The sequence below is a fragment of the Gimesia aquarii genome (genome assembly GCF_007748175.1).
GTDB classification, from domain to species: domain Bacteria; phylum Planctomycetota; class Planctomycetia; order Planctomycetales; family Planctomycetaceae; genus Gimesia; species Gimesia aquarii_A.
Genome location: NZ_CP037422.1, coordinates 113,463 through 130,316, shown reverse-complemented (window position 1 = coordinate 130,316; position 16,854 = coordinate 113,463). Strand labels below are relative to the sequence as shown.

At 42.5% G+C, this 16,854-nt stretch carries 15 protein-coding genes; 8 read left to right on the top strand and 7 right to left on the bottom strand.

Features of this window, described 5'->3' with window-relative positions; genetic code table 11:
* From V202x_RS00540 to V202x_RS00520, 5 genes are all read right to left on the bottom strand, one after another.
* Positions 1-843, bottom strand: a complete 843-nt coding sequence (locus V202x_RS00540) for a hypothetical protein (protein ID WP_145170218.1) — start codon at positions 841-843, stop codon at positions 1-3.
* Complete coding sequence (locus tag V202x_RS00535) at positions 837-1,211, bottom strand: hypothetical protein (RefSeq protein ID WP_145170216.1); 375 nt, start codon at positions 1,209-1,211, stop codon at positions 837-839. The genes V202x_RS00540 and V202x_RS00535 overlap by 7 nt, the downstream gene beginning before the upstream one ends.
* A complete protein-coding gene (locus tag V202x_RS00530) occupies positions 1,211-1,456 on the bottom strand; it encodes a hypothetical protein (protein ID WP_145170214.1) in 246 nt (81 codons plus the stop codon). Before V202x_RS00530 ends, V202x_RS00535 begins: the two co-directional genes overlap by 1 nt.
* Positions 1,457-1,662: 206 nt before the next feature.
* A complete protein-coding gene (locus V202x_RS00525; protein ID WP_145170212.1) occupies positions 1,663-2,001 on the bottom strand; it encodes a hypothetical protein in 339 nt (112 codons plus the stop codon).
* 254 nt (positions 2,002-2,255) lie between these two features.
* Complete coding sequence (locus tag V202x_RS00520; protein WP_145170210.1) at positions 2,256-2,510, bottom strand: hypothetical protein; 255 nt, start codon at positions 2,508-2,510, stop codon at positions 2,256-2,258.
* 494 nt (positions 2,511-3,004) lie between these two features.
* Between V202x_RS00520 and V202x_RS00515 the strand changes: the two genes are divergently transcribed.
* The 7 genes from V202x_RS00515 (at position 3,005) to ribD (ending at position 13,329) form a co-directional block, all read left to right on the top strand.
* Positions 3,005-4,009 (top strand): polysaccharide deacetylase family protein, encoded by a 1,005-nt coding sequence (locus tag V202x_RS00515; RefSeq protein WP_145170208.1) that lies wholly within the window; start codon positions 3,005-3,007, stop codon positions 4,007-4,009.
* A gap of 59 nt (positions 4,010-4,068) precedes the next feature.
* On the top strand, positions 4,069-5,139 hold the full coding sequence (locus V202x_RS00510) for an isochorismatase family protein (RefSeq protein WP_145170206.1): 1,071 nt from the start codon (positions 4,069-4,071) through the stop codon (positions 5,137-5,139).
* A 136-nt stretch (positions 5,140-5,275) separates the two neighbouring features.
* Positions 5,276-7,027, top strand: coding sequence for an Nramp family divalent metal transporter (locus tag V202x_RS00505; RefSeq protein ID WP_145170204.1), 1,752 nt, complete (start codon positions 5,276-5,278; stop codon positions 7,025-7,027).
* A 287-nt stretch (positions 7,028-7,314) separates the two neighbouring features.
* Positions 7,315-8,244 (top strand): cysteine synthase A, encoded by a 930-nt coding sequence (cysK, locus tag V202x_RS00500; RefSeq protein WP_145170202.1) that lies wholly within the window; start codon positions 7,315-7,317, stop codon positions 8,242-8,244.
* A 257-nt stretch (positions 8,245-8,501) separates the two neighbouring features.
* Positions 8,502-9,647: a trans-sulfuration enzyme family protein gene (locus tag V202x_RS00495; protein WP_145170200.1), complete on the top strand. Its 1,146-nt coding sequence runs from the start codon at positions 8,502-8,504 to the stop codon at positions 9,645-9,647.
* Positions 9,648-9,915: 268 nt separating this feature from the next.
* Positions 9,916-12,102 (top strand): SEC-C domain-containing protein, encoded by a 2,187-nt coding sequence (locus tag V202x_RS00490; RefSeq protein ID WP_145170198.1) that lies wholly within the window; start codon positions 9,916-9,918, stop codon positions 12,100-12,102.
* A 93-nt stretch (positions 12,103-12,195) separates the two neighbouring features.
* The gene (gene ribD, locus V202x_RS00485) at positions 12,196-13,329 is read left to right on the top strand and encodes a bifunctional diaminohydroxyphosphoribosylaminopyrimidine deaminase/5-amino-6-(5-phosphoribosylamino)uracil reductase RibD (protein WP_145170196.1); all 1,134 of its coding nucleotides are present in this window, start codon (positions 12,196-12,198) and stop codon (positions 13,327-13,329) included.
* Positions 13,330-13,356: 27 nt separating this feature from the next.
* Here the strand turns inward: ribD and V202x_RS00480 are convergent, their stop codons facing one another.
* Complete coding sequence (locus V202x_RS00480; RefSeq protein ID WP_145170194.1) at positions 13,357-13,851, bottom strand: hypothetical protein; 495 nt, start codon at positions 13,849-13,851, stop codon at positions 13,357-13,359.
* A gap of 118 nt (positions 13,852-13,969) precedes the next feature.
* On the bottom strand, positions 13,970-15,373 hold the full coding sequence (thrC, locus tag V202x_RS00475; protein WP_145170192.1) for a threonine synthase: 1,404 nt from the start codon (positions 15,371-15,373) through the stop codon (positions 13,970-13,972).
* Positions 15,374-15,635: 262 nt separating this feature from the next.
* On the opposite strand from thrC, the gene V202x_RS00470 reads away from it, so the two are divergent.
* Positions 15,636-16,826, top strand: coding sequence for a M24 family metallopeptidase (locus V202x_RS00470; RefSeq protein WP_145170190.1), 1,191 nt, complete (start codon positions 15,636-15,638; stop codon positions 16,824-16,826).
* Positions 16,827-16,854 lie beyond the last annotated feature (28 nt).

Here is a 16,854-nt window from a genome sequence, read left to right as displayed (position 1 = left end):
TCACTTTTTAACGGCTTTAAAACGTAGTTTAATAGGGTCGCCAAGCAGGTATTTTTGCTCGCTTAAGACCTTATTGTTTGAACCTATGATTTGAACTGGTATTTTTGTTTTTGAAAGCTGATCTAACTGCTCTCGTAATTTTGAAATTTCCCCCTCCAGTATGGCGATTTCTTCATCATATTTTGGAACGGGAGTATCAGGCTTTGGTGGGTTTTCCGCAATAATCACTGATCCCCCACATGCGGGCAACCTTCCATAAATTCTGAATAACTCAACTCTAATCAGGTCAGATTCTGTATAGAGTGTGTTCTTGTAATCGTGACCTTTAATTATTCCCACAATGCGATCATTCACGACAATTGGTCCACCTGAATCGCCCTTGGCAACGAGCTTCGAAAAGAATCTCCCATTTCTGTTCACTCGAATTTTTGCTCTGATGGTCTTCATGTTATAGATACCATTTGCATAGCCATAAGCCACTGCATCAACACCATTGTCGGGTTGATGCTCTGCTATTTTAAAACATCTATTGGCTGATATTTTCTGTGTTTCGATCACAGCATAATCGATATTTTTTTGATATCGCTTATGGATGACTTTGGCTTGCCACCACCTGCCTGCATAGCCAACAAACACTGCCGGGTTCCCTTCCAGGTTATGAGCAGCTGTCAAATAAATCGACCTGCCATCAATGTTTCCGATGTAGGCACAAGCTCCCGTACCAATGATTTGGTGGCAACCATAAGCAGTACATCGCTTTCCCACCGTTCGGAGAACCAATGCCTGAGCCTGCACAACAGTGGCCAATATCAGCACAACGATAATAGTGATTATCCTCACCATTGAATGTACCTTTCAAAAAACAGTAAACAGTAATGCCAGGGATTCAAAGGGACTTTCCCTTCAGCCCAGTTAAAAGCAGCAACTCCAAACAACCGCACACGGCGGTAATAAATATTCGCCATGAACTTTCCTAAGTCGCAGCGTCTGAGATTTCGATAAAATGACGAATCAGCTATTTGGCGGTCCTGCTTGCAACCACCTATTTGATAGGCATAATCATGCCAGTGGCAGGCTGCCCTGATGTCAACACCTCCCCACCGATCCGGAGAGAAACTACAACCATTCGAAACAAAATAATCGGGAGGTGTGGGGCCTTCCATTAGTTGGACAAGCTTGGCTGGCAGATCGTCAGTCGTGATTTCAATCATCAATTTTCTCCGAAAGCCTTGTCTTCTAATCGACTGATCCGCCTCTCATGTGAATTCACCATTTCAATGAGTAACTCTTTATTGGAATCGAGCTTTTCATCAATTTCTATTAGTCGCTGACTATGTTCGATCAATGTTTTGGCAGTCCACGTAACAGCTCCAACACCTCCAGCAATAATGGGAGAAAAAACACATGCAATCACCCATGCTGGAATAAAAATCCCTTTACGTATTGTTTGAGGCATTATGATCTCGGTAATCAGCAGAAGTAGGAAGCAACATTTGTGATCACTAATACTCGTTAATGGCATGAGTCGCACAACGCTATTTTGCAAAAAAAAGCACCTGTCGTTGCACAGAACGACAGGTGCTTAAATAGAACCAAATAAACTTAGTCTCAAAGACAGTCGGCGACAGGAATCGACTTATCTACTAATCATCGTAGGATTCATTATTCTTTTAATGGAAATTCACTGATTGTGATATTTTTGCTTTTTACCTCGCATAGTCTTCTCCAGCCATCAGTGATTAACTTCTCTCTTAGCAAAGCCTCAGACGAATCGAGTTCACGTTTATCAAATGGTCCCTCTACAAAAACCGGTTCAAAGTGATCATCGATAATGAATTGAGCTAAAATAGGATTGCATCGAATATGATGCTCGGGTTGCGAGTTTAATTCATCTTCGTCTACTTCTCCAATAATATAACGCAGATAGAGTGCGCTGTCCTCGATCTTCTCGACCTCTCGACCACACACAACGCAGAGATAACCTTGATCGCACCTTGCCATAGCTTCTAAATCATATAATTTCTACCAAGAGAAAAAAGTACTTTAGTGATAATTAATCATCACTAAAGGTCTCCAATAATTCTAGCTTGGGGCATAATAGAAAGTGAGCTAAGATCAGAAATTTTTTAGTATTTCTTATCTTTAATAGCCTTTTCGACAACTGAGTAATCATGTTCATTTTTCTAAGCGTAAATCAAATCCACAAGATATTCTATTTACCATCTGTCCCGATCCATCAAACGATCTGAGCTCGTTCATGATTCCTTCTGCCCCTGATTTTTCCAAAAATCTTGTGCATCAACAATGACATTACTTCCAAATTTAAAATAAGGGATGCCAGATTCTTTTAAAAGTTCCTTAAAATTTTTTTCTGTCATTCCAAACAGCTGCGCCCAAATTTTACTACTGTATTTTCCTGTCTGAGGAAAAGCACCCGGAGAACTTACAATATTTGCAACAAGATCAAATGCAAATTTATCTGACTCAATGTATTCGTTTGATTCCGTCATGAGACCAAACCTTACCAGAATTTTTCAAGCACCGTTTTTCAAATCTCTATAAAGCGCGCACACTGTGCGCAATTCATCATCAGGAAAATAACTTCAGACTGATTAAATCGGATGCAAAGATGTCCGATGTTTATTTAGATTTGGAAAGAAACAACGCGAGAAAAAGTTCAGTGACACCTACAGCGGTCACTACGCGGCTGCCTCCTGGCAGATGTGGAATTGTGGCAAAACCACCCCAAAACAACAGAAATTATCTTAACACCATGCAGTGAACAAATCAATATACATTTTTGTTTTTTCTGGAATTTATCCATTCCAACTTCTGTCAAAAACCCTTTATTTGCAGTGCAATACTAATCCAGCCTTTAATTTGATGATTGCCTCGAGTGATACTAGATGAAACATCGATAGATTTTTATATAATAAGCTTAAAAAAGCCACCAGAACTGTTTTTTTGCTCGGCTGAAATCACTGATAGCATTGGAAAAACGCTGATGTCAGACTCAAACGCTGTAATTTCTCGCCGGTCATTCCTGACTGCACTAACAGGCTCGGCCTTTGGAATACAAACAGTATTCGCACAATCTGCAGAAACTCACGCTCCAAAAAAAGCACAAATTGCGATTACCTTCGATCTAGAAATGAGCCGCCAATATCCGCAGAGGGATATATTCGAATGGGATTTTCAAAAAGGTAACCTAAACAAAGAAACCAAAGACTATTCATTGAAAGCAGCTGAGATTGCGAAACAATCAGGTGGATTGATTCATTTTTTTTGTGTGGGTCGTGTCCTAGAACAAAAAGATATTACCTGGCTTAAAAGTATCTCAGAAATGGGCCATCCCATCGGAAATCATACTTATGACCATGTCAATGTATGGGCTACTGAACCTCAAAAAACACAATTTCGTTTTCAACGTTCTCCCTGGTTACTCGGTGGGAAATCGGCAGAACAAGTCATTCGTCAAAATATTCGATTGACCACGGAAGCAATGAAACAACGATTAGGAATCGTGCCTGATGGATTCAGAACGCCTGGTGGCTCCAGTAATGCACTTAACAATCGAGCAGATTTGCAAAAAATGTTGCTTGCGGAGGGGTTTAAATGGGTCAGCTCGAAATACCCAAAACATAAATACAGCCAACCTAAGGAAAAGCCCACAGAGGAAATTTATCAATCGATCTTACTCGCACAACAAGAAGCACAACCTTACGTCTATCCAACTGGCCTGATTGAAATTCCAATGAGTCCCATTAGTGATGTAGGGGCCTTTCGATCTGGATACTGGAAATTAAAATACTTTCTCAAATCTGTTGAGCTATGCGTGCAACAAGCAATAAAACAAGGGGGTGTATTTGATTTTCTGTGTCATCCATCCATTATGTATGTCGAAGATCCAAAATTTGAAACTATCAAATTGATTTGTAATCTTGTTAACCAAGAAAATGACAAAGCTGAAATTGTGGGCTTGAGCGACATTGCAAAACGCGTTCCTTAGAATCAGAACTAATCCACCCATATCACAATTTTTTAGAGATCAAAGGAGCTACAGTAAAGATGTTTGGTTCACGTGATTTACTTTTTGGCTTGTTCTTTACATTCTCTTTAATTTTAAATTCACAACTCACTAATGCTGGTGAAGAAATACGCGTTTATCATAATACATTAAAAAAACTGAAAGCTCCCTCTCCATTATTGGCTGATCACCCCGAATTTATTCAACCTATTGAAGAGCTTAGACGATTTGAGGCACCATTGTTAGTTGATGACGAAGGGGCAGACTTGAGTGTAAGGGCCTGGAGATTTTCATATAATGCACGAGGCATCATTGAAATTCCTAATAAAATTCGCGCTGACAAAACTGCCGTGATCATGGTCCATCCCTGGGGAATTGATGATGGTCAAGGCTGGAAAACTCCTGAGCCTGCTGGCGCTGCTGACTTTTGTACGCCCGAAAAAAATCATCTTGCAGGACGGCATACACGCGAGGTCATTGATCCATTTTTAAAGCGTTCCAGAAAAGATGTTGCCCTGGTTATGTATAGTCTTATCGGTAAAGTGGATCCTATCAGAAAAAAATTATACCGCACGTTTGACTATAATCCTACAAAAACCGAGCGAGAACAGGCTCGAAAAGATCTCGCAAAACAATTAAAGAGCTTACCTTATCAAGGAGAGCCATTACCTAATCGCCTGACACTTTCCAAAGAACAGCCAGTGATCGATTATTTCAAACAATTTTCTGGCCTGAGCGCAGGCGATCGATTTAATGGTAAAGGTTTCTGGAATGTACCTGTTCCCGTTACAAGCGATATTACTGTTCATGATGATGATGTTTTGATCTTTGACCAAGAGGGATATGAGCCACTAAAGAAATTTTTGAAAAAAGAGGGCATTCGACACGTCCTCTTAACAGGATATGCAACAGATATGTGCTTCTGTAAAACCACTGCCGGCTATGAAAACCTCTCACGCGATTTCAATGTATTCCTGGTAGGTGATGCAAGCCTCGCCACATTTCCTGCCAACTCTTCACCAAAATATGCAACGAATGCGCATATTTCGTTTGCCTCATTAAATCATTTGATCACACAAGTCTCCTGGATTAAGAAAATCCATTCTGACTAATTTTCGAGTTATCATCAACCAAGATGCATTTTCTTATTCCCCTCAATCCTGTCTTAAGTTGAGTGGCGGATAAAATGTTCCAGACTTAGAATGAAACCATTCTGAATTCAGCTCGCCGTTCATAAAAGAGGTTTCCATGGCAGATCAAATCCACTCTGATCTCAATGAAGAATTAGTCCCTGATGAGGTGATTCCACACCAATCGCTACCTCCTCTGAAGTACAAAGACCTACCACCAGCTATCTCCTGGAAAAAAATGATCGGTCCCAGCATTATGTTGGCAGGGCTCTCACTCGGTTCAGGTGAATTTGTCCTTTGGCCTTACATAACTTACAAAGCTGGATTTTTATTTTTCTGGGCTTGCCTATTGGGTGTGATCACTCAGTTTTTTTTGAATATGGAAATTGAGCGTTGGACCTTAGCAACAGGAGAAACTGCTATTATCGGTTTCTGTCGCATGAACAAACACTGGGCCTGGATCATGCTACTGTTAAATATCATTCCGTGGGCATGGCCGGGTTGGGCAACCGGTGCTGGCACCATGCTAAGTTGGACTTTTTTTGGTCCAGAAACCATCGCCAGTGTTCGAGTAGAACCAACTGCGTCTCAATTCTCACTTCAAGACTTACCTGTCAAAGCCTCTTACTCTCCCGAAACAAACACCTTGAAGTGGCGTGGATCCATGGATGGATCTGAACGAAATAGCTTAAGTAGCGTTTTCACTAAGAATCAGAGCACAGATCGTTCAAATGAACTGTTCAACAAAATTAATCAAGGATACGACCTGCAATATGAGGCCAAGTATAGTTCGTTTCTGGGAATTGCTGGCTTACTCTTAGTAGGCATTGTCTTAACAACTGGGCCAGTGGTTTATAACACCGTTGAAAAAATACAGATTTTTCTGGTCGGGTCAATCTTTATCATCGCAGTGATCCTCGGTATCTATCTCATTAAACCGTATGCCATTACATCTATGATGCAAGGAGCTGTGAGTATTGGGCAGATGCCTGACAAATCCAGTGGTCTGTCAACTATGGCACTTCTCGGGGCATTGGCATTTGCCGGCGCTGGCGGAACCATGAACCTTGGCCAAAGTAATTTCATCAAAGATAAAGGCTATGGAATGGGCAAGTACATCGGTCGAATTACCAGCCCGATTACCGGACAAGATGAAGCTGCCAGTGAAGCCGGATATCACTTTAAACATACTGATGAAAATCGAAATCGCTGGCAGCAATGGTGGCGCGCTGCCAACATTGAACACTTCTTAAGCTTCTTTCTCACCTGTCTGGCTTGTTTGGTTTTATTATCACTTATTTCTTATTCTTTGTTTTATGACGCAAATGGACAACTGAAAGAAGGCATGGCCCAGTTTGGTTCTGGCCTTAATTTTATCTGGGGACAGGCAACTCTTCTTGAAGACCGGCTCGGCGGAACCTTTAAATTGCTTTTCCTCCTTATGGGTACTGCCATACTGCTCACAACTGAATTGGGAGTCCTTGACGTAACAGCCCGTATCTCTGCTGATATCCTGAAAGTGAACTATTTAAGAGAAAATGAAAACTGGTCATTGAGTAAACTTTATTACGTATTTCTTTGGGGCGAAATTTTGCTGGGTTCTGCAATTCTGCTTTATGGCTCAATTAACCCTCTATTCAAGCAACCATTATTTCTGATTGAAACTTCCGCCGCCATGAACGGTGGAGTGATGTTTCTCTATTCAATGATATTGTTGTATATGAATACGAAAATACTGAGCCGTAGCATCAGCACCAGTCCCTTGAGATTTGTTTTAATGGTTTGGGCTGCCGCCTTCTTCGGTTATTTCAGTTTACAGGCTTTCCAAGTACAAATTATTCCTTATTTTGAATCCATTTTGAAAATTTGATTTGAATTTTAAATCATCAAAGCTCTTAAACAAATCGCTCAATTTAGACAACTTTTAGCATGTTAAAATAGGCACTAATATCGATTCACATTGATGCATGCCCACTTTTTTTACAGCTCAATAAAGGGATTGCCACTTTCTCAATGATTTTACATAATACTGATAATCTGACGAGGGGGTGTTGAGATTTAGCCCTTTAGTCGTCTTTACCACATAACATACTCATCAAGCCTTTGGCTATACTTTGATGATTCTCCCAGAATTACTTCTCGCTGAAAGAAAAAGACATGTCAATATACAAAGACAACTCGGAAACAATCGGTCAAACACCTTTAGTGAAAGTCAATTATTTAACTGAGGGGCTTAAGGCAACAATACTTGCCAAAATTGAAGGACGAAATCCCGCCTACAGCGTGAAGTGCCGAATCGGTGCGAATATGATTTGGGACGCAGAAAAAAGCGGGAAACTAAAACCAGGTATGCAGGTTGTAGAACCGACCAGCGGTAACACTGGAATTGCACTCGCGTTTGTATGTGCTGCTCGAGGATATAAGTTAACACTAACGATGCCAGACTCGATGTCAGTAGAACGTCGTTTGATGTTGAAAGGCTTCGGTGCCAATCTGGTACTTACTCCAGGCGCTGATGGCATGAAAGGAGCAATCCAAAAAGCAGAAGAATTAGCTGGCAATCCTGAATATTTCATGGCTCAGCAATTTGAAAACCCTGCGAATCCGGAAATCCATTTTAAGACTACTGGCCCCGAAATTTTTAACGATACAGAAGGCAACATTGATTACTTTGTAGCTGGCGTTGGGACTGGTGGTACCATTACAGGAGTATCACGTTATTTAAAACAAGAAAAAGGCCTTAATATCAAGTCCATCGCTGTCGAGCCAACGAGCAGCCCTGTTCTCTCAGGAGGAGAACCAGGTAAGCACAAGATTCAGGGAATTGGAGCGGGATTCATCCCGAAGAACTGTGACACATCACTCATTGATGAAGTCATACAGGTTACAGATGACGAGGCATTTGAAATGGCAGGAAAAATCGCTCGTCAGGAAGGAATCACTTGTGGAATTAGCTGTGGTGCAGCGATGCACGCTGCCATGGATATTGCTAAACGCCCGGAAGCAGAAGGAAAAACAATCGTGGTCGTTCTACCTGACTCAGGAGAGCGTTACTTGTCAACACCGCTGTTTGATGATGCGCGCTGACCATACTATAACGCCACAAGTTATTACAAAATCAGAAGTTCAGAAAACTGTATCGACATGAATGAGATGCAGAATCACCTTTAGTGTAAAATCTGAACTCAGAACAGTAGCGACCAGTGTCCGGCGACTGTATTCTTCACTACATAAAATAATGTAGAACCCCAAGTTCTGTCTCGTGTCTCCTGAAGAAGTGTGTGAGTCTCCAAACTAGAACGGGGATTTCTCGAGTAACCAACTAACATTTGGATTGTATTGCCATGCGTTTTGAAACGAAGTGTGTTCATACTGGAGTCGACAAAGACGGTACATTTAACAGCTGTACAACTCCCATTTATACAACATCAACCTTTTACTGGGATAGCTTGGAAAACCACAAGGGCTTCGATTACACACGTAGTGGAAATCCAACTCGAAGTGCCATGGAGGAAAACATTGCTGCATTAGAATGTGGCGTGTCTTGCCGTGCTACTTCAACTGGAATGTCTGCGATCACTCTGGTTATGCATTTATTTAAACCTGGTGACCATATCATCGCAGGAGATGACATTTATGGTGGAACGTATCGTTTGTTTGCAGATGTTTTTACAAAATGGGGAATCAAATTCTCATTTGTAAAGATGGGAGATATTGAGAATGTCAAATCAGCATTGACACCAGAAACCAAAGCGATCTGGATCGAAACTCCCAGTAACCCTTTAATGAATCTTGTAGATATTCAAGCCGTAGTCAAAGTTGCCTCTGATGCAGATACCGATATTATCACCATCGCTGACAATACATTTTGTTCTCCTTATCTTCAACGACCAATTGAATACGGTGTCGATATTGTTATACATTCGACTACAAAATACTTGAATGGGCACTCAGACGTCGTCGGTGGTTGTGTCATATCACGTACTGAAGAACTCGCCGAACGAGTCGCTTATCATTCGAATTCACTCGGACTGGGATGCTCTCCCTTCGATGCTTGGCTGGTCTTACGTGGCATCAAAACTCTGGGGCCTCGTATGGAAGCGCATCAGCATGGCGCAATGGCTTTAGCTCGAATGCTGGAAACACATCCCAAAGTAGAACATGTTTACTATCCAGGCCTGGAGTCACACCGAGATCATGAATTAGCAAAAACTCAACAAGATGGCTTCGGAGGAATGCTGAGTTTTGATGTGAAAGAGGGCCGATCTGCTGCTGAAAAAGTCATGTTGAATACAAAACTGTTTCTCTTGGCAGAATCACTGGGGGGAGTGGAGTCATTGATTGAATACCCGGAAAGCATGAGCCATGCCTCAATGACTCTGGAAGCAAGGCGCGCCGCGGGAATTACTGAAAAAACAGTTCGAGTCTCAGTCGGAATCGAAAACAGTGAAGACCTAGTTGCCGACATGAAGCAAGCCTTGGACAGCTAATCTGACCATCGTCGCACTCCCATTGATTTGTAGAATAAACCTGCCTGATTGAACAAAATGTTAATCTTGGTAAGGGAGTCTGTAATTTCTCTCAGATGGAATCGTTAAGCGCGTGCAATCTACGTTTCTTTTATGATATGATGTTTTTTTGAATTCTATTGTAATTCAAAAAAGCGTAACGCTACTTCGATTCTACAAGAGAAGTCTGTTTTCACTTAGAGATACAATTCCACAATACAACCTCCTGAAAACAAAGAAGGCCGAGGTTATGAGTATCGATTCTTACGATCCTTGCCCCTGCAATAGCGGAAAGAAATACAAATTCTGTTGTCATTCAATTGGCGATGAAATCAGTAAAATTTCACACCTGCATGAAACGCACCAGACAGCAACTGCACTGCAGTTGCTGGATCGACTCAAGAAGAATCACCCTGAACAACCTTTGAGTTTCATAACAGAAGCCCAAATTTTAATGGCTGAAAGACGGTTTGAAGATGCCTGCAAGCCTCTGGAAGAATGTTTGGAACGTGACCCGGATCATCCCGCCGCCCATTCCTTATTGGCCACCTCAACTTTTCTTGCTCAAGGCTACAAGCAAGCACAAAAAACCATTTACACTGCATTACAAAAGTGTGCCGTCGTCGATGTTAGTTTGGCAACACCTTTGGCGATCAGTATCGCGATCGCGCTACAAATGCGCGGTTTTTATTTAGCAGCACGTGAACATTTCGCGTTGGCAATGCGCGTTGCTTCACAGGAATATCAACAGAACCTGTTTATGAATCTGTTAGAATTTGATGGTGACGATCAAATTCCTTATCAATTCCGTGGAGTACATGTCCTGGAACGATGCCCTATTGAAGATTCTGAACATCAAGAAACATTTGAACGCGCACAAAGACTTGCGAACTTGGGCTGTTACCGATTAGCCGCTGGCTTGTTTAAACAACTAGCAGAAGCAACCGGACAGGTCACTTTATGGAAAAATGCCGCATTTTGTTACGCCTGGGCAACCGATGAAACACAATCAGCTGAACTATTTCATGAAGCTGCAAAACTAGAGAACGACTTCGCTGAAGCTGTAGAACTTGAAACTCTGGCACAATTGCTTGATTTAAACAACACTGATGAAGTCATTGATTCCATAGAAAAGGTTTACGAAGTTGATTCGCTTTCCAAGTTCCTCACATTATTAGAAAAACACAATCAGATACTGCGAGGCAATGTTCCCTCTGAACAAGACCAGGATTCGGCTGAAAATGTACCTACCGCATACCTTCAAATGGTAAGCTCTCCCGTCAATGCTGAATCAAAGGGAGAAGAGATTCACATCGATAACGTACCTACCGTGATTGGCGACATTGATGTCTTTGATGCTGACCGACAGATGGATCAACCTGCGATCGTTCGACTGTATGCTTACGAAGGGGAGCAAATCTCTTTAGCAGAAAAAATTCTTGATGAAGCCTTAGATGAACAAGGCAAAAAAGACTGTGGTCTAAAATTATTAGATCAAGATCACGAAGCGTCGAGTAACCCGCTCTCTCCCATCCCTTCAGAACAATGGCCTCTCTTTTTTCGGTGGAGTTTTCCACAGAAAGTGCCTATTATCAAACGTAGAGAACTTGAAGCACAACAATGGAAAAAACTTCTCTCTGAAGTCTGGTCTAATACAAAGTTAGCAGGTCTAAACGGAAAAACTCCTTGGGAAGCTGCGAGTGAAGATGATCTGAAAGTCGCTTTAACTGCGGCGGCTTATGTACTCGATGCACAATCACTTTCATTAGGTCATTTCCTGCAGTTTGCCGAGCTCGATCCCAAACTCGGCATTTCAGAGCTTCCTAATCTTAATGTTGATGAATCCTCCCGCTTCAACACCTGTTCATCAATGACTCAAAACAGAATTCCAGCGAAAGAGCTAAGCGATGCGCAATTGATGTATATATTCAACCGCGCATTACTCATAAGACATCCACGTTTTCTTTATGATGTTTTACTTGAAATCTTAGGACGTGAAGAATGTAAAAAAGAAGTCGATCTAGACCGGGTATATTCGACATTGACTGAAATTTGCCATAAACGTAACCATCGAGATGAAACACTCTCCTGGATTCACAAAGGCCAGGAAAATGCTCAAACACAACCGACCAACGCTTTTGAAAGTGAGCTGCAATGGAAAATGCGAGAACTCTCATTTCGATTGGAAGATACATCCGATCCCGGACTTTCAGGATTTATGAAACAGATTTGGGATCAGTATGGTAAAAAAACCCCACAAATCAAAGACTATCTCAAAGCTTTCGCGCAGGCATTTGATCTTGATGCATCCTGGATGACCGAATCAACTTTAGGAGAGCTAGGCAATTCTTCCGGGGAAGGCATTTGGTCTCCTGGGGATACAACACACGACGACAGTTCCAGCTCAGGACAGAAACTCTGGCTTCCAGGTGAATAATTGTAATAATACATTTTCCTCGCGTTGAACTCGCTGTTTTTAATTAAGAACTACCACTCTCGGGCATGCCCGTTCAGGAAAGTACTTCAGTCAGTGGATACGACCAAGCAGTTTTTCAATCCAGAAGCTGTGATGCAACGAGCCCTCGAATTAGCCAGTCGAGGGCAAGGATTTGTTGAACCTAATCCAGCTGTAGGTTCAGTGATTGTTGACGACAACCTGAACCTCATTGGTGAAGGTTATCACCAAAAATACGGCGGACCTCATGCCGAAATTCATGCTTTGAACGGCGCCGGAGAAAAAGCGAACGGGGCGACCATTTATGTTACTCTGGAACCATGCTGTCACCAAGGCAAAACCGGCCCCTGTTCCCAAGCAATCATTCAAGCTGATATCAAGAAAGCAGTCATCGCAATGCGTGATCCTGCACCGCACGTTGATGGAGGTGGAATTGCTGAGTTGGAACAGGCTGGAATTGAAGTTGAAGTTGGACTACTGGAATCTGATGCACAAAAATTGGTTCGTCCTTTTGTAAAGCGAGTCACTAAAGGGTTGCCCTGGATCCATGCTAAGTGGGCAATGACACTTGATGGAAAGATTGCTACAAAAACAGGTGATTCACAATGGATTTCCAACGAACGTTCGCGTGAGCTGGTACATCAGCTTCGTGGTCGCATGGATGCGATTATGGTTGGTCAGCTCACTGCAGAAAAGGATAACCCGCTTCTAACCGCTCGTCCTGCAGGACCAAGAACACCCGCACGAATTGTTGTCGACTCGCAGGCAAGACTTTCAAGTGAATCCAAATTAGTCCAGTCCATCAATGATGCGCCTGTCATTGTCATCGCACACAAATCGGCTCCCAGCAAAAATATCAAAGGTCTTGAAAACGCGGGTGTCGAAGTCTTGCAGATTCAAAGTGCCCCAGGATCAAACACAGCCCATCCTGACATCGAGAAAGGTCTGCTGGAACTAGGACACAAGGAAATGACCAATCTCCTTATTGAAGGCGGAGGAAGTTTACTGGGATCTTGTTTTGATTCACAACTTATCGATGAGGTTCACACTTTCATCGCCCCAAAAATTGTAGGAGGAAAAACAGCAATTACTCCTATTGCAGGACAAGGATTAGAAACAATTCCACAATTTCAAAATATCATAGAGTTAGAGATTCAACTACTGGAATCAGATATTTATGTGCATGGCCTGTTAAATTATGAGAGATAGCTCTGACTTGATATAGACTTTAAAGACTTAATGCAACGAGCGAGAAAGTGTATCAAGCAGTGTTCGCAACTCAGGGCGTTGTCTAATCACTCCTACAAGTGCATACTTACTCAAATTGCTGCCATACATTTGCCGATTCAATGTCGGACGAACTTCTTTCTTGAAATAGAAATCCTGACGAAGTCGTATTGCCACAAAGCTAGCTGCCATCGCAACAAGTGCTAACCCCAAGTCTAAATACCAACTTTCCCAACCCAGCCCAAAGTAGTTGTGCATTAAAACACAAGCCCAGAACCAGGAAAGAGTAGAAATCCAAACTGGCCGCGCGATCAATGAATTCAGCCTCTCATTCGCATGAACTAAGTGCCCATAAAATTCCGGGCTCGCCATCTCATCAAGTGACCGTTCTTTTTGGAAATTTTCACAAGTCAATTCGCCGTGACTGCGTGAAACTATTACTGACTCACCTTCATCAGGAAGAAAATCAGCTAGATATTCCAATTCTTCAAAGGGTGTACTCATTCCTTGCCCCTTTTCTCAATTCCAACCGACGCTGCAATCATAATATTTTTAATTTTGAGGTTGAAAAACCGTAATGTTTTGTGATTTGTAACAAGAAATACAACTTTAGAAATCATAGTTAAAAAGAATGAATCACTCCTTTTATTTTATCTAAATCATTCTCAACGACAATAGGTCCGTTTGAAAAAAGGGCCTTGCTTACGCCGTGTCTTGTTAGTTTTTCGTCCATATGTTCATTAGTTGCAGAATGATAGGCTACTGTAGCATTAGGATCTTTTAACTGATGACCGGTTAAAATACAAACGACGCGATCACCGGAGGCAATAATCCCTTCACTTTTTAACCGCTTCGCCCCAGCCACACTTGCTGCACTCGCTGGTTCACATCCAAATCCGCCTGCCCCAATCTGTGCCTTCGCATCAAGGATCTCCTGGTCATTGACTTCACGTACAACACCGTCACATACATCAAGTGCTCGTAAGGACTTAGAAAAATTAACCGGACGGTTTATTTCAATCGCGCTTGCTAGAGTTGATGCCCGCCGATCTTCTTTATCCATCTGCGAAAAGAATTCTGAAGAATTAGATTTATCGTAATGGCCCCCGTTCCAACGCAGCCCTTGTTGTTCGTAAAGTTGATAAAGCGTGTTTGCTCCCTGCGCGTTGATGATTGCCAAACGGGGAATTCGGTCAATGAGTCCCAGCGCTTTCAATTCCATAAATGCTTTGCCAAACGCGCTGGAATTTCCCAAATTTCCACCAGGAACCACAATCCAATCGGGCACTTCCCAATTCAGACTTTCAAGGACGCGAAACATAATAGACTTCTGGCCTTCCAGTCGAAACGGGTTCACACTATTACACAGGTAAATTCCTTCTGAAGCACATACTTCTCGAACACGCGCCAACGCATCATCAAAATCTCCCTGAATTTGAACGGTTTTTGCGCCATAGTCGAGTGCTTGTGATAATTTCCCGAATGCAATCTTTCCACTGCCCACAAAAACAACCACTTTGAATTTCTGGGCCACACTGGCATAAATTGCTAAGGAAGCGCTGGTATTACCAGTAGAGGCACAGGCGGCGACCTTAGCCCCCACCATCACAGCATGCGTCGACGCAGCCGTCATACCATTATCTTTAAAGCTACCAGAGGGGTTCAGCCCCTCATATTGTAGAAAAAGACCATCATCATTCAGCCCTGCATATCGAGCGACAGGCTGAGAAGCTTTTAGCATCGTCTGCCCTTCACCAATCGTAATAATCTGATCATCTTCAGCGAAAGGCAAGAGTTCACGAAACCGCCACACACCACTGAAGTCGATAGGACGATTACGATTCCCCCAGCGTTTTTCAAAATCTCGTAATGACTGAGGGACTGGAACCTGATCCCAGTCATAAGAAATATCCAGGAGCTCGCCACATTTAGGGCAGCTTGTTAAAACTTCATTTAGTGAATAAGTTGACTGGCAACAGGGTGAAATGCACTTTTGATAAGCAATTTCAGTCGATACAGTGGAAATCGTCGTTTCTCCTCTATTTTTCTCATTTGTTAGATCATTGAAGATTTAAAATCAGTGAACTAGGAATTCATTGTCTAGACACTCACAAGGAATCGCAACTGAAAGCTGATTGATTCAAACTGTTTTTCCTAGAGAACACCTTAATTTGAAGGAATCAGTTACACACCTCGTCTTGAATTTGCGATTCTAACCTCTTACATTGATTTGTTTAACGACGATTTCTCCTAACACAGTTCCCTCTTTTTATTCAGGTGCTTTCGATATGTTCGAGCTCACAAAGGTGCAAGCAGCATTAGAACAATTCTCGCTTGATGGTTGGTTATTCTATGATTTTCGAGGGAGTAATGTTCTGGCGAGAAGAATCCTCGATATCCCTGAAGATGCGATGGGGTCACGACGCTTTTTCTACTTTGTCCCTAAGTCAGGCCTGCCTACGAAACTGGTTCACCGAATTGAATCAGAAGCACTGGACCACCTCCCGGGGGAAAAAGTTGTCTATCTAAAATGGCAGGAATTGGAAGCGGGCATTGAAACAATCTTGCGTAATGCAAATCGAATCGCTATGGAATATTCACCTCGGAATTCGAATCCTTACATTTCTCGTGTTGATGCGGGAACTGTAGAACTGGTTCGTGAATCAGTTGAGTCCATCGTTCCTTCCGGAGATTTAGTTCAACTCTTCGAAGCAGTGTGGGATACCGAGCAATGGGAATTACATCAAAAAGCGGGTGTAGAAACAGACAAAGCTTTTGAAATCGCCTGGTCATTCATCGCGACTCAAATTCGAAAACAAGGAAGCGTTGAGGAGCAATCCGTTTCAGATGCGATTATGGAACATTTTAAGCAGAGTGGATTAACAACCTATCACCCTCCGATTGTAGCACGTGAGTCGCACAGCGGTGACCCCCATTACGAAACGGGAACCGGTTCGAATACTGACATCCGAGAAGACGACTTTGTACTAATTGACTTGTGGGCCAAACTGGACGTTCCGCGAGGCGTTTACAGCGATATGACTCGTGTCGGTTTTGTCGGCCAACAGGTTCCCGAAAGATATTCTCAAATTTTTCAAGTTGTTGCCAACGCCCGGGACGCGGCAATCACTTTAGTTGAAAAGGCATTTCAATCAGGTACTCCACTTCAAGGTTGGGAAGTCGATCAGGCTTGTAGAGATGTTATTCAAGAAGCAGGTTACGGCCAGTATTTTGTGCATCGTACTGGCCATAGCATCGGACAGGAGACGCACGGTAATGGCGCCAACATGGACAACCTTGAAACACACGAAGAGCGCCTCATCCTACCTCAAACCTGTTTCTCAATTGAGCCAGGAATTTATCTTCCAGAATTTGGCGTTCGAAGCGAAGTGAATGTCTATATTGATGGACAAAATAGAGTTCACGTCACTGCAGGAGCGCGTCAAACAAAGATTCTATCAATCTTGAGTGAGTATTAACGAAACTCGTGCAAGTTATCTTGATCTT

What these genes read in the sequence shown, in the direction of transcription:
- V202x_RS00540 (WP_145170218.1), bottom strand. Translation starts at nt 843, where the DNA reads ATGGTGAGGATAATCACTATTATCGTTGTGCTGATATTGGCCACTGTT.
- V202x_RS00535 (WP_145170216.1), bottom strand. Translation starts at nt 1,211, where the DNA reads ATGATTGAAATCACGACTGACGATCTGCCAGCCAAGCTTGTCCAACTA.
- V202x_RS00530 (WP_145170214.1), bottom strand. Translation starts at nt 1,456, where the DNA reads ATGCCTCAAACAATACGTAAAGGGATTTTTATTCCAGCATGGGTGATT.
- V202x_RS00525 (WP_145170212.1), bottom strand. Translation starts at nt 2,001, where the DNA reads ATGGCAAGGTGCGATCAAGGTTATCTCTGCGTTGTGTGTGGTCGAGAG.
- V202x_RS00520 (WP_145170210.1), bottom strand. Translation starts at nt 2,510, where the DNA reads ATGACGGAATCAAACGAATACATTGAGTCAGATAAATTTGCATTTGAT.
- V202x_RS00515 (WP_145170208.1), top strand. Translation starts at nt 3,005, where the DNA reads ATGTCAGACTCAAACGCTGTAATTTCTCGCCGGTCATTCCTGACTGCA.
- V202x_RS00510 (WP_145170206.1), top strand. Translation starts at nt 4,069, where the DNA reads ATGTTTGGTTCACGTGATTTACTTTTTGGCTTGTTCTTTACATTCTCT.
- V202x_RS00505 (WP_145170204.1), top strand. Translation starts at nt 5,276, where the DNA reads ATGGCAGATCAAATCCACTCTGATCTCAATGAAGAATTAGTCCCTGAT.
- cysK (WP_145170202.1), top strand. Translation starts at nt 7,315, where the DNA reads ATGTCAATATACAAAGACAACTCGGAAACAATCGGTCAAACACCTTTA.
- V202x_RS00495 (WP_145170200.1), top strand. Translation starts at nt 8,502, where the DNA reads ATGCGTTTTGAAACGAAGTGTGTTCATACTGGAGTCGACAAAGACGGT.
- V202x_RS00490 (WP_145170198.1), top strand. Translation starts at nt 9,916, where the DNA reads ATGAGTATCGATTCTTACGATCCTTGCCCCTGCAATAGCGGAAAGAAA.
- V202x_RS00480 (WP_145170194.1), bottom strand. Translation starts at nt 13,851, where the DNA reads ATGAGTACACCCTTTGAAGAATTGGAATATCTAGCTGATTTTCTTCCT.
- V202x_RS00470 (WP_145170190.1), top strand. Translation starts at nt 15,636, where the DNA reads ATGTTCGAGCTCACAAAGGTGCAAGCAGCATTAGAACAATTCTCGCTT.